At 44.7% G+C, this 14,052-nt stretch carries 11 protein-coding genes and 1 pseudogene; 8 read left to right on the plus strand and 4 right to left on the minus strand.

Annotation, left to right across the window (positions count from 1 at the left end; translation table 11 throughout):
* From PN499_RS11630 to PN499_RS11640, 3 genes are all read right to left on the minus strand, one after another.
* Nucleotides 1-1,477, minus strand: a 1,477-nt coding sequence (locus PN499_RS11630) for a penicillin-binding transpeptidase domain-containing protein (protein WP_272032038.1), incomplete at its 3' end; no start/stop codon positions are given.
* A 36-nt stretch (nt 1,478-1,513) separates the two neighbouring features.
* On the minus strand, nt 1,514-1,672 hold the full coding sequence (locus PN499_RS11635) for a hypothetical protein (protein ID WP_272032039.1): 159 nt from the start codon (nt 1,670-1,672) through the stop codon (nt 1,514-1,516).
* Between the two features lie 20 nt (nt 1,673-1,692).
* The gene (locus tag PN499_RS11640; protein WP_019486998.1) at nt 1,693-1,875 is read right to left on the minus strand and encodes a hypothetical protein; all 183 of its coding nucleotides are present in this window, start codon (nt 1,873-1,875) and stop codon (nt 1,693-1,695) included.
* Between the two features lie 113 nt (nt 1,876-1,988).
* Here PN499_RS11640 and PN499_RS11645 point away from each other — a divergent pair, with 113 nt between their 5' ends.
* Together PN499_RS11645 and cysE are read left to right on the plus strand one after the other, a co-directional pair.
* Entirely contained in the window at nt 1,989-2,477 is a 489-nt protein-coding gene (locus PN499_RS11645) for a hypothetical protein (RefSeq protein WP_272032040.1), read from the plus strand.
* Nucleotides 2,478-2,740: 263 nt separating this feature from the next.
* Nucleotides 2,741-3,541, plus strand: a complete 801-nt coding sequence (gene cysE / locus PN499_RS11650) for a serine O-acetyltransferase (protein WP_272032041.1) — start codon at nt 2,741-2,743, stop codon at nt 3,539-3,541.
* A 421-nt stretch (nt 3,542-3,962) separates the two neighbouring features.
* Here cysE and PN499_RS29660 read toward each other — a convergent pair.
* Nucleotides 3,963-4,115, minus strand: a pseudogene (locus PN499_RS29660) (hypothetical protein); the annotation flags it as partial.
* Between the two features lie 221 nt (nt 4,116-4,336).
* Here PN499_RS29660 and PN499_RS11655 point away from each other — a divergent pair.
* The 6 genes from PN499_RS11655 (at nt 4,337) to PN499_RS11680 (ending at nt 13,881) form a co-directional block, all read left to right on the plus strand.
* Nucleotides 4,337-5,455 carry a tocopherol cyclase family protein gene (locus PN499_RS11655; RefSeq protein ID WP_272032043.1) on the plus strand — a complete coding sequence of 373 codons (1,119 nt, stop codon included), beginning with the start codon at nt 4,337-4,339 and terminating at the stop codon, nt 5,453-5,455.
* A gap of 488 nt (nt 5,456-5,943) precedes the next feature.
* Nucleotides 5,944-9,741: a diguanylate cyclase gene (locus PN499_RS11660; RefSeq protein WP_272032044.1), complete on the plus strand. Its 3,798-nt coding sequence runs from the start codon at nt 5,944-5,946 to the stop codon at nt 9,739-9,741.
* Nucleotides 9,742-9,921: 180 nt separating this feature from the next.
* A complete protein-coding gene (locus tag PN499_RS11665) occupies nt 9,922-10,446 on the plus strand; it encodes a cupredoxin domain-containing protein (RefSeq protein ID WP_417063875.1) in 525 nt (174 codons plus the stop codon).
* A gap of 307 nt (nt 10,447-10,753) precedes the next feature.
* Nucleotides 10,754-12,187, plus strand: coding sequence for an RNA-guided endonuclease InsQ/TnpB family protein (locus PN499_RS11670; protein ID WP_272032045.1), 1,434 nt, complete (start codon nt 10,754-10,756; stop codon nt 12,185-12,187).
* Between the two features lie 139 nt (nt 12,188-12,326).
* Complete coding sequence (gene map, locus PN499_RS11675; protein ID WP_007357484.1) at nt 12,327-13,151, plus strand: type I methionyl aminopeptidase; 825 nt, start codon at nt 12,327-12,329, stop codon at nt 13,149-13,151.
* Between the two features lie 118 nt (nt 13,152-13,269).
* On the plus strand, nt 13,270-13,881 hold the full coding sequence (locus PN499_RS11680) for a CPP1-like family protein (protein ID WP_272032047.1): 612 nt from the start codon (nt 13,270-13,272) through the stop codon (nt 13,879-13,881).
* The last annotated feature ends 171 nt before the right edge of the window (nt 13,882-14,052 follow it).

Raw genomic sequence — 14,052 nt, forward strand, 5'->3', positions numbered from 1 at the left:
GATGAGGCTTGACTCGGTAGCCACCATTGGCGATCGCACTCACCATCACCGCCGCCTCCAGAGGAGTCACCAATACCAAACCCTGACCGATCGCCATCGTCACAGTATCCCCCGCATACCAGGGCTCCCCATACAGCTTCTCTTTCTGTTCGGGAGTCGGAATCGTGCCATTAGAGCCGCCCCCCAATCCCAAAATATTTAAATTAGTCGTTTCCCCAACTCCCAGCAAGTGACCCCACTTAGAAATCTGTTCCGGCCCTGCCGCCATCCCCACTTGGTAATAAAAAGTATTGCTACTGTAGGCCAAAGCATCGCGAAAACCGATATACCCGTAACCACCACTGTGCTCGTTAAATTGAATACCACCCACAGTAATGTAAGCCGAAGTACCAACAATCGAATCCGCAGAAAACTTACCCGACTCAATCGCAGCCGCAGAAGTCACAATCTTGAAAGTGCTACCAGGTGGATAACCTTGTAAAGCCCGGTTCAGAAAAGGCTTATCGTCCCCTTGAAGGCGATCCCATTCCGTTTTAGTCACTTTCCGCGTAAAAATATTCGGGTCAAAATCAGGATGGCTAGCCAATACCAACACGCCCCCCGTTTTCACATTCAGCGCCACCACACCACCCCGGCGATTGCCCAGAGCCTTTTCCGCACTTTTCTGCATCTCCAGGTCTATAGTTAGCTGCACATTCGCACCTCCCTGAGCCGGTTTCTCTCTCAAGGCTCGCCCTTCCTGCTTCTCGCTCACCTGATTGAGAGCATTGACCTCGATCAAGCGTTCGCCCCAGACTCCTGCAATTTTAGGGTTAGCACTCGCTTCAATTCCCATTTGACCTACAACCATCCCCATTGGATATTCCGGATGACGTTTGAGATCCTCTTCCGTAGCTTCCCCGATATATCCAATGACGTGAGCCGCTATATCGCCATTAGGATAATAGCGACTTGACTCAGGTCGCATTTCAACTCCCGGAAATTCTAGATCTAGCTCGCCCAGCAACACAAACACCGCAGGTGTAACAGATTGAGTCAGCCGCACTGGCCTGTAAGATTGATAACCCGCTTGTTCTAATTTGTAGAGAATATCGCTGACAGGTATGTTCAGTAAAGGACTCAGCTTACTTGCCGTCACTTTCCACTGTTCGGGGGACTGTTCCTTTGGCCACAAATACACTGAGCGAGTGAGCCGATTAGCCGCTAAGGGTTTACCGTTGCGATCTAGAATATGACCGCGATTCGATGGCACCGGCACTAGGCGAATGCGATTATTGTCTGCTCGTTCCCGATGTTGCTTACCTTCACGCAGTTGGAGTTGCACCAAACGGACAACGTGCATACTCATCAAAAAAGTAGCAAGTAGCATCAGTATCACCGCCCGGTATAATCGGCGCGGCGGTTGCTTTGCGCCGTCCTCCTGCACGGTTTTGTCAACTAAGCGGAATCCAGAGCCAAAAGAAAATTCGCGTTCCATTATGACGATAGGTAGATTGCAGATTCTAGATTATTGCTAATCTCCCAAGCACCAGCTCATAGCCAGAAAAATTAGGGTCAAGCTCAGCCAGTTAGGGAAAGGTGGCCAGTGTAGCCAACCTATAGGCAACAATACCAAAACTTCAGTCAAGAAGAAACTCAATTGTAAAGCGATCGCCAGAATAATTAGGGGCATCAAATTTTTTAGCTGTTCTCTTAGTAGCAACCGTCAAGCTGACGCAAGACTTTGTTAATTGTTAAAACCATTGCTGAACAAGGATTTTGAGGATGACACTGATTTAACTGATGTTTGTGGTGTTGGCTATTGAAAATCACTGAAATCATCAACAGAGCGCTCAATCCATATTCAAGATTGCTTTTTCTTTTTGCCTCCACCATAACCTTTCTCGCTCTGCCAGAAAAGCGTGTGGCAGAACAACGAGTGTCACTATGACTCAATCACAGCTAGCAGTCTTCACCTAAATTGTAAATTTTAATCGAGGGATCTTGCCATGCTGTTTAATTTTAGAGTCTGGTTAAAGACTGGTGGAATTTTGAGTGCGGCGATCGCGGCTGTGATAGTTGTACCGGTCTTTGCAGAAGAGACAGCCAATTTTGGTACTTTAACCCTATCGCGAGGTTTTCAACCCCCAACAGCAGTTTTGAGAGGTTCTACAGGTGGCTCTTACTCTTTATCTGCCATTGCCAATTCCGATCTCCACAAGAACAAATGTTTGGGATTTGCTGCCCCGACTCCCGATCATATCTTGATTTTGCAGCAGGATTTTTCGCGACTGACGATTGCGATCGACACTGGAGGCAAAGACACCACTTTACTCATTTCTGGGCCAAACAGCACTATTCACTGCGGAGATGATACGGGTCAGAGCAAAGATGCTAGCATTGTTGACTCTGGCTGGAAAGCTGGTACTTACCGCATCTGGGTGGGTACGATTGAATCTGGATCTAAATACAAATACACCCTTTCGGTACAGGAGTAGAAGATGCTGCTCCCTTCAGACAGGACTTACGCACGCTCGGTCAAAAACCCGGTTTCTGGGTCAATATTTCTCGAAAAAAGCGATAATTTTGGTTAGAAACCAGGTTTTTTGTGTAAGTCCGATCGGAGTTGAAGCAAAAGTAATCTTGAAGTCGCTTAAAATCAACATTCCTTTACATCCATTAAGTTTGAAGTCACAGGATGTGAGATCGTTTTTTTGGTAAAATTTAAAGTGGCGTGTTTAACCAAAATTGGTAACTCCTCGTGCTAAAGACCCTTCGAGCCGACTTCAGCATTATCTTCGAGCGCGACCCAGCCGCTCGTAACTGGCTGGAAGTTTTATTTTGCTACCCCGGTCTTCAGGCGTTAGTATTTCACCGTTTTGCCCACTGGCTTTTTATTTTAGGATTTCCCTTCATCCCCCGCTTTATTTCTCATCTAGCTAGGTTTTTGACGGGGATTGAAATCCACCCAGGGGCGACGATCGGTTGTGGCGTATTTATCGATCACGGGATGGGGGTTGTGATTGGTGAAACTGCGATCGTGGGAGACTATGCTCTGATCTACCAAGGCGTTACCCTGGGAGGAACTGGCAAGGAAAGCGGCAAGCGTCACCCTACCCTGGGCGAAAATGTGGTTGTCGGTGCTGGTGCTAAGGTTCTGGGTAATATCCACATTGGCAACAGCGTCCGCATTGGTGCGGGTTCAGTGGTACTGCGGGATGTTCCTTCTGACTGCACGGTGGTAGGCGTTCCTGGTCGCATTCTCTATCGTTCAGGTGTCCGGGTTGCTCCTCTGGAACACGGAAGCCTCCCTGACTCTGAAGCAGCGGTGATTCGTTCTTTGGTCGATCGCCTTGAAAGCTTGGAACAGCAGGTGCAAACCTTAAGCAGCGAACTGGCTGCTTGTAAAGAGCCTGCATTGGAATCTGAGTTTGCACGGCAAGCTTTAACTCATGCAAGTGCCGTAGCTTGTCTAGAGAAAGCTCAACTAGCGGTTGCAGCTTCTAGTTGTCGTTTGAAAGATAAAGCGATTCAAGAGTTTCTTGATGGGGCTGGAATTTAAGTTAATTCTAAATTCCCAACTCAAAACCGTGAAGCGTTGCGAGGAACGAAGCAATTTCTCAAAACTCAAAACTTACATTCTCCAATGGCTGGTCTGGATCTGGGAGCGGCGATTCCAAAACACTCGCGTCAGCTCTATTTTTATCTGGTTCTGATCATACAAATTCTAGCCGCACTCCTTCTGAAAGCTCTTGCCAACCTGTTTCGCGAGCTTTCAGTAAGGGTATCTTTGCACAGTTGGCTCTAACCCAATACGGTTCAGTTAAGAAGAATCTGAGTTCTAAAAGATGCCTGTATTTCCCCTAAAATCGTAAGGTTAAATTCGTCGCAGAGCGTTAACTGAACCGTATTAGGCTCTAACCAGGGTGAGCAAACCAGAAAAGCGGAATAGTTCGTGAGTTTTGGGAAAATAGCAAGCAGCTTCATATCAAGGAGGGAGAGTGATTTACTCTAGTTTTTAGCTGCGGACATCTCTGACAAATTTGAGCTGGTTTCCCTCTTCTATAAAATTGCCGAAAAATGAGGGTGCAGTTAGCAGGAGTGCCGTGAGAATAAACTGTTGTTAGTTGTAGGTAGCGGGCGTTATCAAGGCTGCGGTGGCGATGAAGAACGCAGACAAGGGGCGATCGCCAGGCGCAAGAGACATAATTTTAAGACATAATTTTAGTTGTTAGTTATTGGTGGTTATACCAAATCTGAAAAGTTCTGTAACAATAACACAAGTAGCCTGGGTAAAACGAACTGAAATCCAACATCAGCAGACTTTGCCATATTTTTCAGAACTGGTAAAAATTTTATGTCAAATTATATTCCTCAAGTCCAAACTCAACACTCAAAACTCAAAACTCTCCAAACTCCTCATAGTGGCTATCACTGGGATGGTAGCGATCGCCGCTTTTTTGAAGGTTGGTATTACCGAGTAACTTTACCAGAAAAAAGGCAAACTTTTGCCTTCATGTATTCTATCGAAGACCCCGCAGGCAATCAACCTGAAAGTGGCGGTGCAGCCCAAATTCTCGGCCCAGATGATGGCTATTTATGCCGTACTTTCCCGAATGTAAAGACATTTTGGGCATGGAGAGATGCTTTAGGTTTAGGCCATTGGGGTAAGACAGATTTACGCATTCAACCTAAATATTTAGAGCCGCAGGTATTTGACAGCCATATCGAAGAAGGCTATCAAGCGACTGCTACTTGGCATCAGGGATATTTGCACGATCCGGGTAGCGATCGCACCTGCTACTGGCAATATGAAATTAAACCCGTTTATGGTTGGGGTAACTCCGGGGAACCTCAGCAGTCAACGGCTGGCGTATTATCTAGTCTGCCGATTTTTGAACCGGGATGGCAGATTTTAATGGCTCATGGTTTAGCGAGTGGCTGGATTGAATGGGATGGCGATCGCTATGAATTTACAGATGCACCAGCTTACGGTGAAAAAAACTGGGGCGGTGCATTTCCTAAAAAATGGTTTTGGCTCAATTGTAATTGTTTTGAGGGCGAATCTGACTTAGCTTTAACTGCTGGCGGCGGCAGGCGAGGCGTGCTGTGGTGGATGGAATCAGTAGCAATGATCGGCATTCATTACAGAGGAAAATTCTATGAGTTTGTACCTTGGAATTCTGAGGTAAAATGGGATATTGACCCTTGGGGAAGGTGGCAGGTTAACGCTAAAAATAGCCAGTTTGAAGTTGAGTTAATTGGCACTACTGAACTACCAGGAACACCACTGCGAGCACCGACCGAAAAAGGTTTAGCATTCTGTTGCCGCGATACAATGCAGGGCAATCTCAGGCTGCAACTGCGAGAATTGCAAGGCAAGGGCAATTCTAAAATTATCTTGGAGGCAGAGAGTTTTCTTTGTGGTTTAGAAACGGGCGGCGGGCCTTGGGATGAACCTTGGCGCTCGCAGTAATTGATATTTGGGAAAGGGATTTTTTGCGATCGGTAAGTATTTACAAATGATGTGGTGTAACTGCGAAATAAAACTGAACACGCTCTAACTTATTCTAATTTGATTAAAATTGTGACTGTTAAGTAGAAGGAAGAAGGAAGAGGGAAGAAGGAAGAAGGAAGAACGCTTATACAGCCAACTTTTTAGCCATCGGTATCTTATGTTTAATTAGGTGGATTTACTTATTAGCGAGAAATTGAATAGCTGTCTAATTTAATTGGCAGGGCAATAACATTATTATAAGTGTGAAACAATGCGTAGAAAGCAGAAAAATAAGTCTTTGTTCTGCTATCTTATCTCAATAAATTATTCCGTTTTCTACTTACTTACTTAAATTAAGGAGATAATTATTGGCGATTTCATCCAAAGTCAACACATTAAGTGTTAAATGTTCAAGCTCGTAAAAGTGATATTATATTTTTATGACTGCTTAATGTTTAGGGAACCTAATGAACTCCAAGAAGGAAGCAGATTCAGCAGCAAGCTTTGACGACCAATCATCAAGTCTCACACAGCCAGTGTTGCTAAATCGGATCGCTAACCGCATTCGTCAATCCTTAGAACTAGGGGAAATCCTGTCAGCGACAGTTGCGGAAGTGCGTTCATTTTTGGGAACAGATCGCATCAAAATTTATCAGTTTCAGCCTGAAGGTCACGGACTGGTAATCGCAGAGTCGATTTATGAAGATCGTCTCCCCTCTCTGTTAGGTTTAAATTTCCCTGCTGATGATATTCCGACTTATGCTAGAGAATTATTCTTGCGGGCTCGCCAACGCACAATTATCGATCTAAGCACGCATCAAATTGGCATCAGTGCCTTAGACTGTGTAGAAACTGGAGAACCTTTAGAAACCGAAGATATTCGCTATCGCCCGATTGACCCCTGCCACCTGGAGTATCTAATTGCGATGGGGGTAAAATCTTCTGTGGTAGTACCAATTGTCATCGAAACGGCAAGCAGGAGTGCGTCGGAACTACCGTCTCTACAATCTAATCAGCATCTCTGGGGATTGCTGGTATCGCACCATTCGGAACCGCGAACTGTGACTGAAGATGAATTAAGGTTTATTCAGTCAGTTGTAGATCAAGTATCAGTCGCGATCGCGCACTCAATTTTATTAGAACAAGTCCGCGAACAAGCCAAACAAGAAGCTAATATCAACCGCGTTACAGCAGTGCTCTACAGCCTGCCACCAGTTCAACTACAAGCGGCGCTGGAAGAAACCGTTGCTTTGTTTCGCGGATCGGCAGGCCGGCTATATTTGCCCACAAACGAAACCCAGCAAAGCATTGAGTTGTACGTCTGTGGTACGCAACCAGAACAAATCGATCGCATACACAATCGATACATTGAGGAGAATTTGCTCTGGCAGAAGTTTCTCACTGCCAAAGTGTACGCCGGCGATAGCAAATCTAGTTCAGGCATCAAGCCTTGGTCAGTGGAATGGATGCGAGCGATGTATGCCTTGTCAGCCGTTCCCTGGGAATCAAATACCAACTCAAATATTTGGCCAATTGCCGACATCTATCGGGAACCCCTATTTCGTACCTTGGTTCCCGCCTTTCAAAACACCCAAATTCGGGGGGTGCTGATCGTACCGCTTTACTTTGGGCAGGAAGTAGTTGGCTGTTTAACTATTTTTCGAGAGGATAGCGATCGCGAAATAGTCTGGGCGGGCGAACACGATCCCGATACGCGCCAACTCTCACCGCGCCAATCCTTTGCAGCATGGCGGCAAATTAAGAAAGAACAAGCACAGTCTTGGACAGAGGCAGACATTCGACTAGCTCAAGCCTTGTCTGAACGTTTCTCTACCGCCGTGAAACATTACAGGCTGTACGGACAGCTACAAACCCTGAATGCCAATCTGGAAGTACAGGTACAAGTACGAATAGCAGAGTTACAACAGTCCACTGCGATCGGCAACCAACAGCGGGCGGGGGCAGGCATCCTTTCCAAACTGCAAAAAGCATTGGATGTAGAAACTATTTGTCGTACTGCAACCCAAGAAGTACGGCAGTTATTGAACATAGATCGCGTTGCTATTTACTGCTTCGATGCTGACTGGGGTGGTGGATTTATCAGAAGTCTTGAATCCGTCAGTCCCGCATGGGCGGAACTCGTACTAGCAACCAGAACGCTCTGGAATGATACTTATTTACAGGAAACTCAAGGCGGTCGCTACAAAAATCATGAAATTTCTAATGTAAGTGACATCTACAACGCTGGACTCTCTCCCTGCCATATCGAGGTTCTCGAACATTATTGCATTCGAGCTTTTCTGGTTATACCCATCTTTATCGGAGAGAAACTCTGGGGACTGTTAGGAGCCTATAACCATAGTAGCCCGCGCGTATGGCTAGATTCGGAATTAGTATTTACCAATCAATTTGCTGCCCATTTAGGGGCTGTCTTGGATCGCAAGCAGGCAGAAATTGATTTACTAGAAGCCAAAGAACAATTTGAATTAGCTCTTCGTGCTTCCCATGATGGCTTTTGGGATTGGGATTTAGTGACTGGTGAAATGTATTATTCACCGCGCTGGAAAGAGATGCTGGGCTATGAGGATAGCGAGCTACCCAACTCACCTGAAACTTGGAAATCTCTAATTTTTGATGAAGATTACCCCCTCAGTATTCAGTTAATTGAAGACTATAACACTGGGAAAGTAGATCAGTTTTTAATGACTCAAAGATTCTATCACAAGGATGGTTCTACTGTTTATATTCTCTCTCAAGCAATCCATATTAAAGATGAAAACGATCGTGTAGTTCGCATGATTGGCGCACATTCTGATATTACCAAAATGGTGAGAATTCAGGAAGCGATGGAAACATCAAAAATGCAGTTAGCCAGTGTTTTAAATAGCTCTTTGGATGGAATTATGGCGTTTCGATCCGTGAGAAATAAAGCGGGTGAGATCGAAGACTTTGAATGGCTGTTGACAAATCCTGCTGCTTGCGAAATGATTAACCGTAAGGCTGAAGACGTAATTGGGAGATACTTACTAGAAGAAATGCCGGGAAACCTGGATGAAGGACTATTCGATCGATACGTCCAGGTAGTTGAAACAGGCACTATGATGGATCGTGAGTTTTGCTACGAGCAAGATGGATTAAATTCTTGGTTCCAAAATATTGCCGTCAAACTTGGTGATGGCTTTGTTGTCACGTTCCGAAATGTCACTAATATCAAACGCTCAGAACAGGCTCTGCAAGAGGCTAACAGGCAGCTAGAAGAGCGAGTTGGAGAACTGAATCAAAGAAATACTGAGATGATTCTCCTCAGTGAAATTAGTGACTTTTTACAAGCCTGTTTAACAATTAAGGAAGCTTCTACCACGATCGGGACTTTAGTGCAATCGCTGTTTCCTGAATGTTCGGGCGGTATCTTCATCACCGCCAACTCGCGCAATCGTTTGGAAATGGTGACATCCTGGGGAAATCCGTTGTACTCAGAAAGTATATTCCATCCCAAAGATTGTTGGGCGCTGAGGCGCGGACGAGTGCATTGGATGGGTAGCGATCGCCACGAACTACTTTGCAACCACATTGACCATCAACATCCCCCCGCCGAATCTCTTTGCATCCCGATGATTGCCCAAGGGGAAACATTGGGTTTGCTGTACTTGTCTGCGTCAAAACCTCATCTGCTGAATGAAGCCAGAAAACAATTAGCGCGGACTGTAGCCGAACAAGTGGGAATGGCGATCGCTAACCTCACCCTGCGAGAAACTTTGCAAAATCAAAGTATCCGCGATCCGCTGACGGGTTTGTTTAATCGCCGCTATCTTGAAGAATTTCTGAGGAAAGAAATCGATCGAGCGCAGCGCAATCAGTATTCTATCGGCATCATTATGCTCGATATCGACCATTTCAAGCAATTCAACGATACCTTGGGGCATGAGGCTGGAGATTTTGTGCTGCAAGAAATTGGCTATCTCTTAAAAAAAATGATTCGAGTTTCAGATGTGGCTTGCCGCTATGGTGGCGAAGAAATGACCTTGATTTTGCCTGAATCCTCTCTGGAAGATACTTACATCAAAGCCGAAGAAGTGCGAGAAGCGATCGCTCAACTCAAACTTAATTACAATGGAAAAAGAATCGAAGGGTTAACCGCTTCATTCGGAGTAGCCTGCTTTCCCGCTCTAGGCATCACAGGCAACGCTGTCATTATAGCTGCCGATGCTGCTTTGTATCAAGCAAAGGCAGCGGGAAGAAACCAAGTTATTGTTGCCAATAAATGAACTTTTATTGCTAATTGTTAATTGCTAATTGCTAATTGCTGATTGCTAATTGCTAATTGCTGATTGCTAATTGTTAATTGTTAATTGCTAATTGCTAATTGCTAAGGCGTACCTCACTTGCAAAAGAGGCCATATAAGATCAATACTTAATAAGTAAAACATTCAATTATCCTGACAGCTATGTTCCACTCCTTTACTTTCCTATTCCGTAAATTGTCTTCCCATCCCTGGGTACAACAAAGCCTAAAAATGATATTGAGCTTAGTGCTTTGGTTCGCTATCTCTGGGACACCTCTAGCAGTTGCCGCCGATACCTCCAATCCAGTTGGTGATTTATTGCGCCAACCCACAACAGAAATTACTATCAATTTGGGCAGTGCTACTGGCGAACTCAAGTTTTTTCCAAATCTCCTAGAATTTGAGTCAGGCAAGCGCTACAAATTAGTGCTGAAGAATCCCAGCCCTCAGAAACATTATTTTACTTCCAAAGACTTTGCCGATGCGAGCTGGACTCAAAAAGTCGAAGCTGGTAATGTAGAAATCAAAGGAGCAATTCGCGAATTAGAACTTAAACCGGGAGCTGAGGCAGAATGGGTATTTGTGCCGATGAAGTCGGGAACTTATCATCTCCGCTGTACGGTTGCGGGACACGCGGAAGCTGGGATGATTGGGAAAATTACTATTTCTGCTCAACAGGCGGCATAATATTAAATTCAAGGGTGGCGATCGCATTAGCGAATCAATAGCAAGTGCGATCGCTCCCTTGCTGTTTCTAAGGAAAAAATTAACTAACAGCCGGGAAGTCCCTCGGTATATTTAGAGGGGGATTTATCGGAGTGCTTGCGCGGAGTACCCCCTTTATAAATTACCGCAGGGATGCTCATGCGCGTTGGTCGTCGCTGACGGAGCCCGACAATTATACTTTGGGGATACCTTAATTTTTGATGTACGTTCTAAATATTAGAGTAGGAAAATGGTATATTAAAGTAGGTCGAAAAAAAGGAAGTTTCTGATGCAGCTAACGTACAAATACCGCCTCAAACCCACAAAAGCCCAATTGATAACAATCGCAACCCACTTAGAACTTTGTCGCCGTCAGTACAATTACCGTCTAGGGGAGCGGTTTCGATGGTGGGAATCCACAAGAACACCTATCAATGCCTGCCCTTTGACTGCTTCTATAGTTCCAGTTGATGATATTTACCAAAATATTCCCTTAACCAGAACGCAAACTAGAGATGGCAGGAAAAAGGATGAATCAGGTAATCCTTTAACTAGGAAAGGTGATATTTTCTTAAACATTGAAGGTGGTTATGTGCAATGGTTGAATGTACAGTTAGCTGACCTAAAAAACACAAAAAAACTATTTCCTGATTACAAGCTTTTGGATTCCCAAGTTTTACAGGATGTAGTTAACCGAGTCGAAACTTCCTTTTCAAACTTTACTACACCTGACAAAAACGGTAATCGTAGAGGTAAACCTAAATTTAAAGGTTTCCACTACTACAAATCTTTTACTTATCCTCAATTAGATCATCTCAATATTATCAAGGATGAGCAAAATAGGATTTGTATTGACCTTGGAAAAATAGGTCAAGTACCAATGGTTTTCCATCGCCCAATACCGACAGGATTCAAAGTTAAGACGGGAAAAGTTATCAGAGAAGCCGATGGGTGGTATATTTCCTTGACGCTAGAAGATAAAACAGTTCCCGTAACGGTTGCAGAAATTCAACCGACTGATGAAAACAGTCTTGGTATTGATTTGGGAATCACTAATTACGTCTACCTTTCTAATGGTGAAAGAGTTGAAAATCCTAGATTCTTGAGAAAGTCTGCTGAGAAATTGGCAAGACTTCAAGCGAAACTAGCGTATAGAGATAAGGGTTCTAAACCTTGGCAGATTATCAAGAATAAGATTTCTAAACTCCATCAATTTGTAGCCAGAGCGAGACTTGATTTTCAGTTTAAAACCGCACATGAGCTATTTAGCAAATGTGCGGTTTTAGTTGTTGAAGATTTGAATATCAAGAATTTGACTAGACGTGCCAAGGTTAAGACCGACATTGGCAATAGCAAATTGGTTTATTTGCCAAATGGTCAAGCGGCTAAGAGTGGTTTGAATAAATCAATGCTTGATGCTGCTCATGGTCAATTCGCTACTGTCCTCAAATATGTTGCTTGGAAATTAGGTAAAAGCGTTTTATTTGTTGACCCCAAGGGAACTTCTCAGCACTGTTGGAATTGCCTCAATAAAGTACCGAAAGAATTGTCGGATCGATGGCATTCTTGTCAGTGCGGTGAATCTTTGGATAGAGATGAAAATTCAGCCAAGCTTATCAAAAGGGTTGGACTGAATTATGAAAGTGGCGGGGGAACTTCGTCACTCAAAAAAGCCCTTACACAAAGGGAAAAAGAAGCCTGCGGTCTAACTGTACCCAGTTGACCGTCAGGTTCGTTCACGCTACCTTAGATTTAGGAAAATTTATCAATAGCTCTCGGCCCGACACCCGTACCAATTGAGTGCGATATTTTTCCTTATTTCCGTAAAGTTGATATCATACACTTAGCGAATTGTCAATTACATGAACATTTTTGGTAGTCTGCTTTCTCAACCGGCTCAACCCCCCCAAGCCAAAAAACGTCGAGGTATTGAGATTAAATCTCCGCGCGAAATTGAAATTATGCGGCAGGCAGCTTTGATTGTGGCAACGGTGCTTAAAGAAATTTCGCAACTCGTAAAGCCGGGGATGACGACTGCCGATTTAGATGCCTACGCTGAGAAACGCATCCGCGAAATGGGGGCAACGCCAAGCTTTAAAGGCTATCATGGTTTCCCTGGCTCGATTTGTTCCAGCATTAATAACGAAGTAGTACACGGCATACCCAGTGCGAAAAAAGTGATTCGAGCGGGTGATGTTCTCAAAGTAGATACGGGTGCTTACTACCAAGGCTTTCACGGGGATTCTTGCATCACCATTCCCGTTGTTGAAGTCACTCCTGAAGCCGCCAAGTTGATACGTGCGGCAGAAGCGGCACTTTACAAAGGTATTGAACAAGTGAAAGCGGGAGCCTACCTGCTTGACATTGCCGGAGCGATTCAAGATTGCGTCCAAGCTCACGGCTTCACTGTAGTTGAGGAATTTACCGGTCACGGTGTGGGGCGAAATTTGCACGAAGAACCTTCTGTTTTCAACTTCCGCACCCGTGAGATGCCAAATGTTAAACTAAGAACAGGGATGACCTTGGCGATCGAGCCGATTTTGAATGCGGGTTCTAAATATACTCGGACACTCGCAGATAAGTGGACGGCTGTCACTGTTGACAACTCTCTTTCTGCTCAGTTTGAGCATACCGTCCTAGTGACGGATGATGGCTACGAAATCTTAACTGACCGCTCTAAGGTTTAGAGCAGCAGGAAGCATATAAGATTTGGGGCGAGGGAGCGGAGATTTCCTTCTTGCTTCTTCCTTCACAGCACAAAGATCGGGTTAAGCTTAACTTTGGAGGAGAGGTTTAAGAATTATCATGAGCGAGCAAACTCCCTATGAACTGCTTGGAGTCCCTGAAGATGCTTCATTTGATGAAGTGCAAGATGCGCGGGGACGCATGGCCGATCAGCATGGCGGCGATAAAAAGCGTATGGAAATAATAGAGGCGGCTTATGATGCGATCCTGATGGATCGTTTGCGACAGCGCCAAGAAGGGAAAATTAAGGTTCCCGAACGCATCCGCTTTCCAGAGCGGGCAGTCCCATCATCTCCCAGCTTTGCTCCGGCTCCAGCTAAGGGAGGCCCGGCTTGGCTGCAACGACTGCTCGATTCTCCAAGTCTACCTGATATTTTATGGCCGGGTGGCGTATATGCAGGGCTGAGCGGTCTGAGTATTTACCCTGGCGGTAGTGACTCTGTGCTACAGCTAACTTTGGCTGTGGGTGTGGGTTCTTGCCTTTACTTTCTCAATCGGAAGGAACAAAAGTTTGGTCGAGCTGTGTTACTAACTGTGGCTGGCTTAATTTTTGGGTTAGTAGTGGGGGGGATTCTTGGCTCTTTTGTGACTGGGACTTTGATCGCCCCAGAGAAATTTATTGCTTTGTTTACGTTTGTAATCTTGTGGCTAGTTAGTAGTTTTCTCCGTTAGTTGTTAATTGTTAGTTGTTAGTTGTTAGTTGTTAGTTGTTAATTGTTAGTTGTTAGTTGTTGGTGGTTAGTTAAAAAATCAAGCCAACTAACAATTACCAATTACCAATTACCAATTACCAATTACCAATTACCAATTACCAATTACCAATTACCGATTACCAATTACCAA

The organism is Kamptonema animale CS-326 (assembly GCF_028330895.1).
Classification (GTDB): domain Bacteria; phylum Cyanobacteriota; class Cyanobacteriia; order Cyanobacteriales; family Microcoleaceae; genus Kamptonema; species Kamptonema formosum.

What these genes read in the sequence shown, in the direction of transcription:
- PN499_RS11645 (WP_272032040.1), top strand. Translation starts at nt 1,989, where the DNA reads ATGCTGTTTAATTTTAGAGTCTGGTTAAAGACTGGTGGAATTTTGAGT.
- PN499_RS11635 (WP_272032039.1), bottom strand. Translation starts at nt 1,672, where the DNA reads ATGCCCCTAATTATTCTGGCGATCGCTTTACAATTGAGTTTCTTCTTG.
- PN499_RS11660 (WP_272032044.1), top strand. Translation starts at nt 5,944, where the DNA reads ATGAACTCCAAGAAGGAAGCAGATTCAGCAGCAAGCTTTGACGACCAA.
- PN499_RS11640 (WP_019486998.1), bottom strand. Translation starts at nt 1,875, where the DNA reads ATGGTGGAGGCAAAAAGAAAAAGCAATCTTGAATATGGATTGAGCGCT.
- PN499_RS11670 (WP_272032045.1), top strand. Translation starts at nt 10,754, where the DNA reads ATGCAGCTAACGTACAAATACCGCCTCAAACCCACAAAAGCCCAATTG.
- PN499_RS11665 (WP_417063875.1), top strand. Translation starts at nt 9,922, where the DNA reads ATGTTCCACTCCTTTACTTTCCTATTCCGTAAATTGTCTTCCCATCCC.
- PN499_RS11655 (WP_272032043.1), top strand. Translation starts at nt 4,337, where the DNA reads ATGTCAAATTATATTCCTCAAGTCCAAACTCAACACTCAAAACTCAAA.
- map (WP_007357484.1), top strand. Translation starts at nt 12,327, where the DNA reads ATGAACATTTTTGGTAGTCTGCTTTCTCAACCGGCTCAACCCCCCCAA.
- PN499_RS11680 (WP_272032047.1), top strand. Translation starts at nt 13,270, where the DNA reads ATGAGCGAGCAAACTCCCTATGAACTGCTTGGAGTCCCTGAAGATGCT.